Source organism: Methylobacterium marchantiae, assembly GCF_042679825.1.
In the GTDB taxonomy this organism is placed as follows: Bacteria; Pseudomonadota; Alphaproteobacteria; order Rhizobiales; family Beijerinckiaceae; genus Methylobacterium; species Methylobacterium marchantiae.
The window spans coordinates 1-13,582 of the sequence record NZ_JBHTND010000037.1 but is presented as its reverse complement, the minus strand read 5'-3'; the positions used below and the strand labels follow the sequence as shown (position 1 = coordinate 13,582).

The 13,582-nt window shown below is 66.8% G+C and carries 13 protein-coding genes and 1 pseudogene; 2 read left to right on the top strand and 12 right to left on the bottom strand.

Annotated features, from left to right (window positions below):
* Positions 1 to 2: 2 nt before the first annotated feature.
* From ACFQ4G_RS19425 to ACFQ4G_RS19405, 5 genes are all read right to left on the bottom strand, one after another.
* Positions 3 to 1,127, bottom strand: a complete 1,125-nt coding sequence (locus ACFQ4G_RS19425) for a carboxylate-amine ligase (protein WP_238209230.1) — start codon at positions 1,125 to 1,127, stop codon at positions 3 to 5.
* A gap of 56 nt (positions 1,128 to 1,183) precedes the next feature.
* The gene (locus ACFQ4G_RS19420) at positions 1,184 to 1,591 is read right to left on the bottom strand and encodes a dihydrofolate reductase (RefSeq protein WP_238209231.1); all 408 of its coding nucleotides are present in this window, start codon (positions 1,589 to 1,591) and stop codon (positions 1,184 to 1,186) included.
* Positions 1,592 to 1,766: 175 nt separating this feature from the next.
* Positions 1,767 to 2,507: an SDR family NAD(P)-dependent oxidoreductase gene (locus tag ACFQ4G_RS19415; protein ID WP_238209232.1), complete on the bottom strand. Its 741-nt coding sequence runs from the start codon at positions 2,505 to 2,507 to the stop codon at positions 1,767 to 1,769.
* Positions 2,508 to 2,515: 8 nt separating this feature from the next.
* Entirely contained in the window at positions 2,516 to 4,006 is a 1,491-nt protein-coding gene (gene purF, locus ACFQ4G_RS19410) for an amidophosphoribosyltransferase (RefSeq protein WP_238209233.1), read from the bottom strand.
* Between the two features lie 181 nt (positions 4,007 to 4,187).
* Positions 4,188 to 4,778, bottom strand: a complete 591-nt coding sequence (locus ACFQ4G_RS19405; RefSeq protein ID WP_238209234.1) for a CvpA family protein — start codon at positions 4,776 to 4,778, stop codon at positions 4,188 to 4,190.
* Positions 4,779 to 4,968: 190 nt separating this feature from the next.
* Between ACFQ4G_RS19405 and ACFQ4G_RS19400 the strand changes: the two genes are divergently transcribed.
* Positions 4,969 to 5,646: a queuosine precursor transporter gene (locus ACFQ4G_RS19400; RefSeq protein WP_238209235.1), complete on the top strand. Its 678-nt coding sequence runs from the start codon at positions 4,969 to 4,971 to the stop codon at positions 5,644 to 5,646.
* Positions 5,647 to 5,664: 18 nt separating this feature from the next.
* On the opposite strand, the gene radA is transcribed toward ACFQ4G_RS19400, so the two are convergent.
* From radA to rpsF, 7 genes are all read right to left on the bottom strand, one after another.
* Positions 5,665 to 7,095 (bottom strand): DNA repair protein RadA, encoded by a 1,431-nt coding sequence (radA, locus tag ACFQ4G_RS19395; protein WP_238209236.1) that lies wholly within the window; start codon positions 7,093 to 7,095, stop codon positions 5,665 to 5,667.
* A gap of 194 nt (positions 7,096 to 7,289) precedes the next feature.
* On the bottom strand, positions 7,290 to 8,399 hold the full coding sequence (gene alr / locus ACFQ4G_RS19390) for an alanine racemase (protein ID WP_238209237.1): 1,110 nt from the start codon (positions 8,397 to 8,399) through the stop codon (positions 7,290 to 7,292).
* Positions 8,400 to 8,572: 173 nt separating this feature from the next.
* Positions 8,573 to 10,060, bottom strand: a complete 1,488-nt coding sequence (locus ACFQ4G_RS19385; protein ID WP_238209238.1) for a replicative DNA helicase — start codon at positions 10,058 to 10,060, stop codon at positions 8,573 to 8,575.
* Positions 10,061 to 10,349: 289 nt separating this feature from the next.
* Complete coding sequence (rplI, locus tag ACFQ4G_RS19380) at positions 10,350 to 10,913, bottom strand: 50S ribosomal protein L9 (protein ID WP_018045051.1); 564 nt, start codon at positions 10,911 to 10,913, stop codon at positions 10,350 to 10,352.
* A gap of 69 nt (positions 10,914 to 10,982) precedes the next feature.
* Positions 10,983 to 12,005, bottom strand: coding sequence for a DUF2232 domain-containing protein (locus ACFQ4G_RS19375; RefSeq protein ID WP_238209239.1), 1,023 nt, complete (start codon positions 12,003 to 12,005; stop codon positions 10,983 to 10,985).
* Between the two features lie 192 nt (positions 12,006 to 12,197).
* The gene (gene rpsR, locus ACFQ4G_RS19370) at positions 12,198 to 12,479 is read right to left on the bottom strand and encodes a 30S ribosomal protein S18 (protein WP_238209240.1); all 282 of its coding nucleotides are present in this window, start codon (positions 12,477 to 12,479) and stop codon (positions 12,198 to 12,200) included.
* A 3-nt stretch (positions 12,480 to 12,482) separates the two neighbouring features.
* Entirely contained in the window at positions 12,483 to 12,950 is a 468-nt protein-coding gene (gene rpsF, locus ACFQ4G_RS19365; RefSeq protein ID WP_027172148.1) for a 30S ribosomal protein S6, read from the bottom strand.
* Positions 12,951 to 13,302: 352 nt separating this feature from the next.
* Between rpsF and ACFQ4G_RS19360 the strand changes: the two are divergent.
* Positions 13,303 to 13,582 (top strand): annotated as a pseudogene (locus ACFQ4G_RS19360) (PQQ-dependent dehydrogenase, methanol/ethanol family); the annotation flags it as partial.

Here is a 13,582-nt window from a genome sequence, read left to right as displayed (position 1 = left end):
GCTCAGGCTCCACAGGTCGTCGCGCTCAGCCAATCCACCACGTCGTCCAGTCCCTGCCGGTTGGTGCGGCCCTTGTCGCGGGCGGCTTCGAACACCGCGATCTGACGATCGGCGCTGGTGCCCTCGCGAACGATAGTCCGCGCCCTCTCCACTTCCTCGCCGCAGCCCAGTGCATCCGCATCCGGGTCGATGAGGGCCAGGACCTGATCGAGGGCGTCCGCGAAGGGGAGGGCGTCCTCACTGGCCTCGTCGATGATCTCGGCTTCCGTACCGCTGCGCTGGGCGCGCCAGAGGTTCTCCTCGGCGAGCGCGCGCGAGACGCCGTCGAGGTCGGCATTGAGTTCCGGCCGGCGCACGACGCACCGCACGAGGCAGCGGAACAGAGCCGCCACGGTGAGCGCATCCTCCAGCCGCGTGCAAGAATCGGCCACGCGCAGTTCCAAAGTCGGGAACTTGATCGATGGCCGCAGCGACCACCACAGGAAGCTCGCATCCTGGATCGAGCCGGCCCTGGTCATGATGCTGAGATAGCGCTCGTAGGCCTCGGGGCCCGAGAAGAGCTGCGGCAGGCCGGTGCGCGGCAATTCGCCGAAGGCACTGAGGCGGTAGGCGGTGAGACCCGTCGGCTTGCCCTGCCAGAACGGAGACGAGGCGGAGAGCGCGAACAGGAGGGGCTGAAACGGCAGCAGCCGGTTCATCAGGTCGATGCGGGCTTGAGGGTCCGGTACCTCCACATGGACATGCATGCCGCAGATCAGGCTGCGCCGTCCCGCCAAACCCACATCCTTGAGGATGCCGCGATAGCGCTCGCCCTTGGTCGGCAATTGCCGGGCCCAATCCGCGACCGGATGCGTGCCGGCGGCAAAGACCAGAAGCTCATGGTTCCTGGCGAGTCGGCCAAGGGCATCGCGTTGCCCGGCCAGGACTGTTCGCGCCTCAGCAAAATCGGTGGAGGGCGGGGTGCAGACTTCGACCTGGCACTGCAGCATCTCGCGCCCAATCTCGGGCAGGCGCTCGCCGGCTTCCGTATGGAACGGCTTCACCGACCGCCGCGGCGTCCCCCGCGTTTCGGCATCGGCCAGGAAGTACTCTTCCTCGATGCCGAAACGGTAGCTGTGGGCGGTCATGCGGTCATCCTAGGAGGCTATCGGTAACAACTCCCGGGACGGCCCGTCGTTGCCCTTCAGCCCCGCAACGCCCCGCCGACGAGCCAGGCCGGATCGAACCAGCGGTCGGCCTCGCCATCATAGGGCAGGCGGGTGATGTCCCAGTTCTGGATGTACTTGGCGTAGACGTTCCACACCGTGATACCGCCGCCGACGAAGATGCGCCGGCCGGGATAGCGCTTGAGTACCTCCTCTGGATACTCGTGGCTGCGGATGACGTCGATGGTGCGATCCTTGAAGGCGAAGTCCGGCACCGAGGCCACGGTCTTGGGGCCGGCGATCAGCACGTGGCCCATAGTGAGCGCGAAGAAGCGCGTCACGTCCTCGACGAAGAGCGGATCGGTGTTGCCTTCCCACGGCAGCTGCCCGTTGAGGCCGAGTTGCCCACGTTGGCCGATGGCGCAGATGCAGCGGACGTCGATCATGGTCGGACCCTGGGAAGCCGGGGAAAATCCCGTCCCAGACCTCATCCTGAGGTGCCGCGTAGCGGCCTCGAAGGAGGGTTCCAGATCGCTCTGCGGAGTCTGGAGCCCTCCTTCGAGGCCTGCGCTTCGCTTCGGCGCCTCAGGATGAGGTCGTGAGAGGGAAAATGAGAGTTCGCTAAGCCGCCATCTGCGGTGTCAGCACGCGGTCGCTCGGGAAATCGTAGATCTTGCCGGATTGATCCCAGGCCGGGCTCGCGAGGCGCACGAAATGCGGTGCCAGATCTTCCGGCGTCTTCAGAAGCGTCTCGTCCTCGCCCGGCATCGCCGCCTTGCGCATGGAGGTGCGCAACGGGCCGGGGTTGAGCAGCATCGCCTTGATCGCAGTGGTCTCCGTCTCGGCCGCATAGGTGCGCACCAACGCGTCGAGCGCGGCCTTCGAGACCGAATACGGCCCCCAATAGGCCCGGCATTTCTGCGAGGCGCCGGAGGTGACGAAGATCGCGCGGCCCGCATCCGACATCCGCAGCAGCGGATCGACCGACCGGAGCAAGCGCCAGTTGGCGGTGACGTTGATGTCCATCACCTGAGCCCAGGTCTTCGGCGTCACGTGGCCCAACGGCGTCAGGTTGCCGAGGATGCCGGCATTGCCCACCACCACGTCGAGCTTCTTCCAGCGCTCATGGATGCTGGCACCGAGCCGATCGATGGCATCGAAATCGGTGAGGTCGAGGGGGACGAGGGTGGCGCTCGAACCGGCCTTGCGGATCGCGTCGTCGAGCTCTTCGAGAGCCCCTTGCGTCCGGGCGACGGCGATGATGTGCGCGCCGGCCGTTGCGAGGGCCAGGGCCGCCGCCCGGCCGATGCCGCGCGAACAACCGGTCACGAGGGCGATACGGCCGTCGAGGAGCTTCGTCATGGGTTGGATCAATCCGCTTCGGCGAGCATCGCGAGACGCTTCGGCCCGGCGATGGCGAGATCGGTCAGGCCGGTCGGATAGTCGCCGGTGAAGCAATGGTCGGTATATTGCGGGCAGGCATCGTCGCGCCGTTCCTCGCCCATCGCCTTGTAGAGGCCTTCGATGGACAGGAAGGCCAAAGAATCCGCGCCGATATAGCGGCGCATGCCCTCGAGATCGTGGGTGGCGGCGAGCAGCTTCTCGCGCTCGGGCGTGTCGATCCCGTAGAAATCCGGATAGGTGATCGGCGGCGAGGCGATGCGGAAATGCACCTCCTTCGCACCGGCTTCGCGCATCATCCGGACGATCTTCACCGAAGTGGTGCCGCGCACGAGGCTGTCGTCCACGAGGACGATGCGCTTGCCCTCCACCACGGCGCGGTTGGCCGAATGCTTCATCCGCACGCCGAGTTCGCGCACCGACTGGGTCGGCTGGATGAAGGTGCGACCGACGTAATGGTTGCGGATGATGCCCATCTCGAATGGCAGGCCGGTCTCTTGGGCAAAGCCCAGCGCCGCAGGAACGCCCGAATCAGGCACGGGGATCACCACATCGGCGGCTGTCGCCGATTCGCGGGCGAGTTCATGGCCGATATTCTTACGGACGGAATAGACGCTCTTGCCGTTCACCACGGAATCCGGACGGGCGAAGTAGATGTATTCGAAGATGCACGGACGCATCGGCTGCGCCGGTGCGAAGCGGATCGATTCGATGCCATCCTCCGAGATGACGACGATCTCGCCGTTCTCGACGTCGCGGATGAATTTCGCGCCGATGATGTCCAGTGCACAGGTCTCTGAGGCCAGGATGTAGCGGCCGTCGAGTTCGCCGATGACCAGGGGGCGGATGCCGAGCGGGTCGCGGGCGCCGATGAGCTTCTTGTTGGTGAGCGCCACGATGGCGTAGGCGCCCTGGACCTGACGAAGCGCTTCGGTGAAGCGCTCGACGATGCGCGGAGCGCGGCTGCGGGCGGCGAGGTGCAGGATCACCTCGGTATCCGAGGTCGACTGGGTGATCGCGCCATCGCGGACGAGATCGCGGCGGATCGAGAGAGCGTTCGTGAGGTTGCCGTTATGGGCCACTGCCAGGCCGCCGCTGGCGAGTTCGGCGAAGAGCGGCTGGACGTTGCGCAGGATGGTGCCGCCGGTCGTCGAGTAGCGCACGTGGCCGATGGCGGCCGAGCCCTCGAGATGCTCGATGGTGGAGCGGTCTGAGAACGAATCCCCGACGAGGCCGGGCCGGCGCTCGGAATGGAAGATGTCGCCGTCGAAGGAGACGATGCCCGCCGCCTCCTGACCGCGATGCTGGAGGGCGTGAAGACCCAGGGCCACGATCGCCGAGGCGTCCGGATGGCCGAAGATACCGAAGACGCCGCACTCCTCGCGCAGCGTGTCTCCGTCCCGGTCCAGCCCATCCACCACGTCGACCGAATGGCGGGCGCTCGCGCTGCGTGCTGACATCTGGTTCTGCGATCCTAAGGGTGGTCCGCCGCTGCCGGATTCGGCACCATCAACGAACCGGCCTGCCTCGTGCGACCGTTTTACGACGACGGCCTCTCCTGCAGGAGCCCGTCATTTAGTCGGCCTTCGTTCCGCAACCAAGCGCCTCGCCGCGCAGACCAGAGCCGCTGTCCGAGAGGGGTCAGCGTCGCGTGGGCGCCTCGGTCCGGCGCTGTGCGGGCGGCGCATCGCTTTCGCCGGCCGGTTCGACGGGATCGACGGCCTTGGGCTTCTTGAACTGTTTCAGAAACCCCTCTGGATTCTCCGGCAGCTGCGCCACCAGAGCGTCTCCCGATTTCTCGAGCACGGGACGGCTGCGCGCCTGGGCGGCCCAATCGGGCATCTTGCCTTGCACGAGCCAGGCCAGGAACACCCAGCCGATCACGCAAATAAGGAAGCCGCGTCCGGCACCGAAGACGAAGCCGAGAGACCTGTCGATCGCACCGATGCGCGAATCGAGGATCATGTCGGAGACCTTCACAGTGATGATCGACACGACGATCAGCGTGGCGAGGAAGATGGTGGCGATCGAGGCCACGAGAGCCACGGTGGCGTTCGAGACGTGCTGGCTCACGGTGGGCAGCAACAGGGGATAGAGCTTCCACGCGACGGCCGCGGCGGCGACCCAGGCGACGATGGCGAGAACCTCGCGCGTCGCTCCCCGGACGGCGGCCAGCAGGGCCGAAATGACGACGATGCCGAGAACGGCCAGATCGAGAACGGAAAACGGCATTGAGCGCTATGGTCGCACGGGGCAGAGGGGCTGACGATGGCCTGCTCGTGCGGCTCCCCCTCGCCGCCGCGCCTGTATATCCTGCGCGAACTCGGTCGTCACCCTCCGGGCTTCACACCTTCGTTCCCGCCCGTCCGATACGCTGGACGTCGCCGCACGAGATCCCGATCGCCTGATCCACCGAGATGCCATGGCCGACCCTCGACGACAGCATCTGGTGCCGATCGCCGGCCTGTTCAGCGCCACGCTGATCATGTCGCTGATCCTGGCCGGCAAGATCGTCACGGTCGGCGGTCTCACCTTCAGCGCGGCGGTCATCGTCTTCCCTCTCTCCTACGTCTTCGGGGACGTGCTCACGGAGGTCTATGGTTATGCCAGCGCCCGGCGCGTTGTGTGGGCGGGCTTTGCCGCGCAACTTGTCTGGATCGTCGCCTATACGATCGCCGCTGCGCTGCCGCCGGCACCGTTCTGGCCGCATCAGGCCGCCTTCGAGACCGTCCTCGGCTCGACCCCGCGTGCCGCCTTCGCCGGGATGACCGCCTATCTCTGCGGCGAGTTCCTCAATTCCTACGTGCTCGCCAAGATGAAGCTGCGCTCGTCCGGCCGCTTCCTCGCCCTGCGCCTCGTGGCCTCCACGGTGCTCGGGCAGGGTCTCGACACGGGGATCTTCGTTCTCCTCGCTTTCGGCGGCGTGTTCGGCACGGACGAGCTCCTCCGCATCATGCTCGGCGCCTGGATGCTGAAGGTCGCCTGGGAGATCGCTGCCCTGCCGTTGAGCCTGCTTCTCATCGCCTGGTTGAAGCGGGAAGAGGGCGAAGACCATTTCGACCGGAACACGGATTTCAATCCGTTCCGGCTGAAGGAGTGAACGGTCGACGGTTCGATCCTACTCGTCGTCCTCGTAGCGCGCCGGATTTCGCTCCGGCCGGCCGCGTCTGGGCGCGCCGCTGGCGATACCGGCCACCAGATCGGCGATGTGGCGCAGGGCTTCGGTGGGTAGGGAACTGTCGCCGCTCTCGGTTCGCCCCTGTGGCGTGACGGCCTTGGCGAAGCCGAGCTTCAGGGCTTCCTTCAACCGCGACGGCGCCTGCGCCACCGGACGGATCGCGCCCGACAGGCCGATCTCGCCGAAATAGACGGTCTCGGCCGGCAGTGCCGCGCCGGAGAGCGACGAGACCAGGGCGGCGGCCACCGCGAGATCGGCCGCCGGCTCGCTGATCCGGAGACCGCCGGCGACGTTGAGGTAGACATCGTGGGTGCCGAGGCGGATGCCGCCATGGGCCTCCAACACCGCGAGCACCATCGACAGGCGATTCGGGTCCCAGCCGACCACGGCGCGACGCGGCATGCCGAGCGAGGAAGGAGCCACTAGAGCCTGGATCTCCACCAATAGGGGCCTCGTACCCTCCATGCCGGCGAAGACTGCCGTACCAGGCGCCGCATGGTCGCGGCCGGCGAGGAAGAGTGCGGAGGGGTTCGGCACCTCGGCGAGACCGCGATCGGTCATCTCGAACACGCCGATCTCGTCGGTGGGACCGAAGCGGTTCTTGACCGCGCGCAGGATCCGGAAATGGTGGCCCTGGTCGCCTTCGAACGAGGCGACGGCGTCGACCATGTGCTCTACCACGCGGGGACCGGCGATCTGCCCGTCCTTCGTCACGTGGCCGACGAGGATCACCGCCGTCCCGGTGGTCTTGGCGAAGCGGATCAGCGACTGGGCCGAGGAGCGGACCTGTGTCACCGTGCCGGGCGCGGATTCCACCGTTTCGGTCCACATGGTCTGGATCGAATCGATGATGGCCAGGGCCGGCGGGCGGCCCTGCGACAGGGTCTCGACGATGTCCTCGACATTGGTCTCGGCGGCGAGATCCACCGCCGCGCTCGACAGGCCGAGGCGTTCGGCGCGCAGCCGCACCTGCGCCACCGCCTCCTCGCCCGAGATGTAGACCACGCGCTCGCCGGTGCGCGCCATGGCGGCGGTGGCCTGCATCAGCAGGGTCGATTTGCCGATGCCGGGATCGCCGCCGAGCAGGATCACCGATCCCCGCACGAAGCCGCCTCCGGTCACCCGGTCGAGTTCGCCGATACCGGAGGGAATGCGCGGCGCCTCGCGGGCCTCGCCGGTGAGGCCTTCCAGAGGAAACACCCGCCCGCGCGACCGGCTCGGCCGTGTCTTGACCGGCCCCGCCTGCGGACCCGTCGCTCCTGTCTCCTCGACGATCGTGTTCCAGCCGTTGCACGCCTCGCAGCGCCCGCGCCAACGGTTGTAGACGGCGCCGCAGGACTGGCAGACGAAGGTCTGGTGGATCTTGGCCATGGTCGCCTTGTGAGTGGATCGCCGCTCGAAGAGACTGACGGCCGTTATCCGCCGATCCAGGCCACCGCCCTCATCCTGAGGTGCCGGAGCTTAGCGCAGGCCTCGAAGGAGGTTTCCAGCTCGCTTTGAGGGATCGGGAGGCCTCCTTCGAGGCCCGCTGACACGGTCACTTCAGGATGAGGTCGCGGGTTGGATCAATCTATCGATCCTACATAATGCCGAACATATCGTGAACCAAGGTTGGTCAGAATTTCGTAGCCGATGGTCCCGGCGGCGCGGCCGACACTGTCCACGTCGAGAGCGTCGCCGATGAGGGTCGCCGGTCCGCCACGACGTGCTGCCGGCGCATCGGTGACGTCGAGGATGACGAGGTCCATCGAGATGAGGCCGACGATGGGGCAGGGGACGCCGCCGACGAGGGCGTGGCCCCGTCCACTCGCCGAGCGCGGATAGCCGTCGGCATAGCCGACCGAGAGGGTCGCCAGCCGTCGTGGACCGGACGCGATCCAGCGTGCATTGTAGCCGGCGCCGTCTCCGGCCTTCACCTCGCGGACCTGGGCGATCGGCGCTTCGAGGCGAATGACGGGCCGCATCGGGTTCGGCCGTCCAGGGGTCGGATTGCCGCCGAAGATGGCGTAGCCCGGCCGGAGCAGATCGTTCGCGATGCCGTCGCCGAGGTAGCAGCCCGAGGAATTGGCCAGCGACCCCGGAATACCGGGATAGGCGCGGATGATCTGCGCGAAGCCCTCGCATTGGCGCCGGTTGATCGCCTCGTCCGGTAGCTCGGCACTGACGAGGTGGCTCATCAGCAGATCGATCCCGGCCGCAGCGATGATCGGATCGCCTGCGAGCGCGAGGGCTTCGGATATCGTGAGGCCGAGCCGGTTCATCCCGGTATCGACATGGAGGGCCGCAGGGAGCGGTCGGCCTGTCTCGGCGCGGAGAGCCGCCCATTCGTCGAGCTCCTCGCGCGATCCGAGGACCGGACGCAGGGCGTGCGCCATGAGGGCGGGGCCGCTGCCGGGAACGAGGCCGTTCAGGACATAGATCACGGCCTCCGGCAGAACGGACCGTGCGGTCACGCCTTCGCTCGCATGGGCCACGAAGAAGGTCCGGCAGCCGGCTCCCCACAGGACCGGCGCGACCTTCGCCAGACCGCAGCCATAGGCATCGGCCTTGACCACGGCGGCGCAGGTGATGTGTGGCGCCTGCGCACCGAGGCGTCGCCAGTTTTCGGCGATGGCCGAAAGATCGATGGTGAGGCGTGCGCCGTGGGCGGCGGCTATCGCGTCGATGATCGCCATCGCATTGTCTCGCTCGGGCGCGGTGATCGGTCTCTCCCCGCCGGATAGGTGTCTCGAACGGCTGCGCGATAGCACGAGTGCTCTCGAAAATTCACTCCGGCAATCATGCGAGTCCCGCCGCCATGAAAGCCTGGGCCTCGTGCAAGCGACCTTCATGCCGAACGAGCGGCCGATCACATGCGCGCGGGCATGCGATCCTCGCTCGCAAGATCCGAGAAGCGCGTGATGTTGGCGTCGAATTGCAGCTCCACCGTGCCGGTGGGGCCGTGGCGCTGCTTGCCGAGGATGACCTCGGCCTTGCCATGCACGCGGTTCATCTCGGCCTCCCAGGCGAAGAACTCCTCGGTGCCTTCGCGCGGCTTCTTGTTGTTGACGTAGTATTCCTCGCGGAACACGAACATCACCACGTCGGCATCTTGCTCGATCGAGCCCGATTCGCGCAGGTCCGAGAGCTGCGGACGCTTGTCGTCGCGGTTCTCCACCTGACGCGAGAGCTGCGACAGGCCAATGATCGGCACGGCCAGTTCCTTGGCCAAGGCCTTCATGCCGGTGGTGATCTCGGTCATCTCCTGCACGCGGTTGTCGCTGCGTTTGCCCGAGCCGGAGAGCAGCTGCAGGTAGTCGATGATGAGGAGGTCGAGGCCCTTCTGACGCTTCAGGCGCCGGGCGCGGGCGGCGAGCTGCGCGATGGAGATGCCTCCGGTCTGATCGATGTAGAACGGGATCGTCTGCATGTCGCGGGCGGCATCAGTGATCTTGTAGAAATCCTCCGGCCGGATGTCGCCGCGGCGGATCTTGTAGGACGGTACGCCCGACTGCTCGGCGATGATGCGGGTGGCGAGCTGCTCGGCCGACATTTCAAGGGAGAAGAACCCGACTATGCCGCCGTTCTTCGTCTCGATCCGCCCATCGGGCTGCTTCTCGCCGCGATAGGCCTTGGCCACGTTGAAGGCGATGTTGGTCACCAGCGAGGTCTTCCCCATGGCCGGCCGGCCCGCGAGGATGATCAGGTCCGAGGGCTGCAACCCGCCCATCTTCGCGTCGAGATCGGCGAGTCCGGTGGCGATGCCCGATAGCTTTCCGTCGCGCTGATAGGCCTTGGCCGCCATGTCCACGGCGGTCGTGAGGGCCTCGGAGAACTTTTGGAAGCCGCCATCGTACTTCCCCGATTCGGCGAGCTCGTAGAGCCGGCGCTCGGTCCCCTCGATCTGGTCGCGGGGCGAGGATTCCACCGGCGCTTCATAGGCGCCGTTGACGAGATCCTCGCCGATGGTGATCAGCCGGCGGCGGATGGCGAGATCGTAGATCGTCCGGCCGTAATCGCCCGCATTGATGACGGTGGTGGCCTCGGCCGCGAGGCGCGCGAGATACTGCATCACCGTCTGGCCGCCGAGATCGGCATCGCCGAGATAGGTCTTGAGCGTGATCGGGGTCGCGAGCTTGCCGACCTTGATCAGGGAGGCGGCGACCTCGAAGATCTTGCGGTGGACGTCCTCCATGAAGTGTTCCGGCAGGAGGAAGTCCGAAATCCGGTAATAGGCGTCGTTATTGACGAGGATCGCCCCGAGAAGCGCCTGCTCCGCGTCGATGTTGTGGGGCGCGACGCGGAATTCCTGCGTGACGCTCTGGAGATTCGCCGTCAGGGCGTTGGGCAGGGCCATGGGCTGACTCGAGGCTCCGACTTCTTCGACACCGCGCGGCGAACCCTTCGCCGCGCCACTCCGCTACCGCACGACCATGGCCTGGGCATGGTTAGCCGAACCTTAGCCGATTCTTGCGACCAGCCTTCCGTGCCACCAGACCACCTCGGGATGATGTGGTCTGGTGGCACCGAACACGAAAAACGCCTGCCGCCCCTTCCGGGATGACAGGCGCCATGCTGGAACAAATGTAGAACCAGTCAACCCCCAGGGGCGACGATCCCCGTTGTCCACCGCTCGCGCGGATCGCTTACTCGCGGTCGTCGCCGGCTTCGGCGAGGGCTGCACCGACTTCCAGGCCGAGGTCGTCGAGGTTGAACGCCTCGCGCTCGGTGGTCGATTCGCCGCGGGCCTGACGCTCGGCCTCCTCGGGGCTGCGTGCGACGTTGACGGTGACGGTCACCTCGACCTCGGGGTGCAGGACCACCGGAACGGTGTGCAGGCCGAGGGTCTTGATCGGCTGGTTGAGGGCGAACTGATCGCGGCCGACGGTGAAGCCCTCGGCGGTGACGACTTCGGCGAGATCGCGTGTGGAGACCGAACCGTAGAGCACGCCGGTCTCGCCCGACTGGCGGATCAGCACGAAGCTCTTGCCCTCGAGGGTCTCGGCGACGGACTGGGCCTCGGACTTCTTCTCGAGGTTGCGGGCTTCGAGCTGAGCGCGCTGGGTCTCGAAGTGCTTCTTGTTGCCGGCGGTGGCGCGCAGGGCCTTGCCGCGGGCGAGGAGGAAGTTGCGGGCGTAGCCCGGCTTTACGTTCACGGTCTCGCCCATCTGGCCGAGCTTGGCGACGCGCTCGAGGAGGATCACTTCCATGGTCTTGGTCCTTGTCGGGTTGGTTCGGGTGATAAGGAAAGTCCTGTCCGCGCGATGCGGGGACGGGGCTCAGGTTCGTCCGGCGTCCTCCTTGGGACGGCGCCGGTTGAAGGCGGTGTCGGCGAGGCCGAACAGCGTCAGGGCCAGCAGGGCGACGCCCTGCGTGAAGAACAGGATCAGGTAGAGCCCGAACAGCAGGGCAAGACGCCCTGGCCGGCCGCGGCTGCGGTCGTGGAAGGCGGCGAGCCCCTGCATGGCGAAGGCCGCCGTCAGCGCGCCGATCAGCGCGATGCCGAGGACGCCCGGATAGCCGGGCACCAGGGCGAGGAGGAAGGCCGCGCCCAGGATGGCCAGGACGGAGCGCGGCATCACCGTCGAGGGGATGTCGGGCCAAGGCCTGGGCAGGCGGCCTGAGATGCGCACGATCCGCGCGGCCGCCCAGAGATAGAAGGTGAGCAGTACGGCGAGGCCCTGCGTCGCCAATCCCGGCGCGATCGTCGCCAGGGCATCGGCCACAGCGTTCTGCTGGTCGGTACCGGTCTCGGCGGGTGTGCTCGGTTGATTGGCTGCGCCCTCGCCGGGCTCGCCCTTATTCGAGGGTGTCTCCGCCGGTGTCGCGGCGGGAGGCGTCGCGCGCGCCTGACCCTGCGTCTTCACCAGAGTCCGGGTCATGCCGCGGAGCTGGTTCTGGAAGGTGTCGAAGTTTGGCGAGGCGATGACCGCGATGGCGACGAAGGCGAGCCCGGCCGTACCGGCGGTCCAGGCGAGCAGTCGCCCGGTCGGGTACCATTCCATGGTGCCGTCGGCGTTCGGGCGTCCGAGCAGCGCGAGATAGGCGAGCCACCAGGCCGGCAGGGCCAGATAGGCGAGGAAGCCGAGGCCGAGGAAGGGCTGCAGGAAGGAGAGCGCTATGGCGCCCGTGACGGCGGCGACGAGCGCGGCCTTGTGGCTCCAGCCGAGGCCCACGATCAGGATCGGGAGCGGGGCGAGCAGATAGAGGACGATCGACAGCAGCGTGCCCTTCAGCAGGACGCCGAAGAGGAGTGCGGAGACGAGGCCCGCGCCGATGCCGATACCGAGAAACTGTGTCATCGATCCCGCTGTCCCGCTGTCCCGGAAAAAGGGCAGGGTTAGAGGCGTTTCATCTCGCCCCAACGACGTCCGGCAGCGGATCGGCTACCGGTACGAAAAGCTTTCACCGCCTGAGGCGGCGCGAGCGCGACTGCACACTGCCGCTCAGGCGGCAGAGGTCCCGGCCCGGCAGAGCCGGGCCGGGACAGCGGCTTACTTGATCACGTAGGGGAGGAAGCCGAGGAAGCGGGCGCGCTTGATCGCCTGGGCGAGTTCGCGCTGCTTCTTGGCCGACACCGCCGTGATGCGGGACGGAACGATCTTGCCGCGCTCGGAGACGTAGCGCGACAGGAGCTTGACGTCCTTGTAGTCGATCTTGGGCGCGTTCGCGCCCGAGAAGGGGCAGGTCTTGCGACGACGGAAGAACGGACGACGTCCGCCACCCGCACCGCCACCAGCGGCAGGAGCCGCACCAGGTCCAGCACCGAATGCCATGGCTTAGTTCTCCCCGCCGAAGCTGCGCTCGGGACGGTCGCCGCGATCGCCGCGGTCACCACGATCCCGGTCGCCACCGAATCCACCACCACCGAAGCCTTCGTCGTCACGACGACGGCCGCGCTCGCGATCCTTGCGATCGTCGCGGTCGCGCTTCTGCATCATCGCCGACGGCTCGGATTCGAGCTCTTCGACGCGGACGGTCATGAAACGCAGGACGTCCTCGGAGATCTGCATCTGGCGCTCCATCTCGGCGAGCGCCGCCGGGGGGGCGTCGACGTTGAGGAGCGTGAAATGCGCCTTGCGGTTCTTCTTGATGCGGTAGGCGAGGGACTTCACGCCCCACATCTCGATCTTCTCGACCTTGCCGCCATTGGCTTCGATGACGCCCTTGTAGGTCTCGACCATGGTCTCGACCTGCTGGGACGTCACGTCCTGGCGCGCCAGGAAGACGTGTTCGTAGAGAGGCATAACGGGCCCTTCATAGCAAAAGGGGCCCGACGGCACGGATGTGCGGATGTCGATCGTCGGGCCGGTTCAACGCGTTTCACCCGGCGCCAAGCCCTTCGAGCCGTTTGAAGGCCCGAGCGGTTGATCGAAGGCGGAGACACGGGACGATGGAGCGAACTCCGCATGCCGGACAGGCCGGCACCGTCCGTTCAGCCCCCAGCCGGAGCGAACGCGAGGTGCGGCGCATAGACGAGTTCGGGCCCGATGGCAAGGATGGTCGCGGCCATGGCAGCGACATACTGACCACGGAATCCGATCCCTCCGTGATGATAGACGAGCCCCTTCGAAACGCACGAGACATCGAGAACCGCCGATGCGAAGCCGCTTCCGAGTCGCGGGCCTGCTGATCTGTCTCGTCGCGCACGGCCCGGCTTGCGCGGACGATCCCGTTCTTCAGACGGTCGATTACGCCAACACGCGCTATTCGAAGCTCGACCAGATCAACGCCAGCAACGTGAAGCAGCTGCAGGTTGCCTGGACGTTCTCGACGGGCGTCCTTCGCGGCCACGAGGGTTCTCCTCTCGTCGTCGGCAACATGATGTACGTGCACACGCCCTTCCCGAACATCGTCTACGCCCTGGACCTCGACAAGG

What these genes read in the sequence shown, in the direction of transcription:
- ACFQ4G_RS19425 (WP_238209230.1), bottom strand. Translation starts at nt 1,127, where the DNA reads ATGACCGCCCACAGCTACCGTTTCGGCATCGAGGAAGAGTACTTCCTG.
- ACFQ4G_RS19420 (WP_238209231.1), bottom strand. Translation starts at nt 1,591, where the DNA reads ATGATCGACGTCCGCTGCATCTGCGCCATCGGCCAACGTGGGCAACTC.
- ACFQ4G_RS19415 (WP_238209232.1), bottom strand. Translation starts at nt 2,507, where the DNA reads ATGACGAAGCTCCTCGACGGCCGTATCGCCCTCGTGACCGGTTGTTCG.
- purF (WP_238209233.1), bottom strand. Translation starts at nt 4,006, where the DNA reads ATGTCAGCACGCAGCGCGAGCGCCCGCCATTCGGTCGACGTGGTGGAT.
- ACFQ4G_RS19405 (WP_238209234.1), bottom strand. Translation starts at nt 4,778, where the DNA reads ATGCCGTTTTCCGTTCTCGATCTGGCCGTTCTCGGCATCGTCGTCATT.
- ACFQ4G_RS19400 (WP_238209235.1), top strand. Translation starts at nt 4,969, where the DNA reads ATGGCCGACCCTCGACGACAGCATCTGGTGCCGATCGCCGGCCTGTTC.
- radA (WP_238209236.1), bottom strand. Translation starts at nt 7,095, where the DNA reads ATGGCCAAGATCCACCAGACCTTCGTCTGCCAGTCCTGCGGCGCCGTC.
- alr (WP_238209237.1), bottom strand. Translation starts at nt 8,399, where the DNA reads ATGGCGATCATCGACGCGATAGCCGCCGCCCACGGCGCACGCCTCACC.
- ACFQ4G_RS19385 (WP_238209238.1), bottom strand. Translation starts at nt 10,060, where the DNA reads ATGGCCCTGCCCAACGCCCTGACGGCGAATCTCCAGAGCGTCACGCAG.
- rplI (WP_018045051.1), bottom strand. Translation starts at nt 10,913, where the DNA reads ATGGAAGTGATCCTCCTCGAGCGCGTCGCCAAGCTCGGCCAGATGGGC.
- ACFQ4G_RS19375 (WP_238209239.1), bottom strand. Translation starts at nt 12,005, where the DNA reads ATGACACAGTTTCTCGGTATCGGCATCGGCGCGGGCCTCGTCTCCGCA.
- rpsR (WP_238209240.1), bottom strand. Translation starts at nt 12,479, where the DNA reads ATGGCATTCGGTGCTGGACCTGGTGCGGCTCCTGCCGCTGGTGGCGGT.
- rpsF (WP_027172148.1), bottom strand. Translation starts at nt 12,950, where the DNA reads ATGCCTCTCTACGAACACGTCTTCCTGGCGCGCCAGGACGTGACGTCC.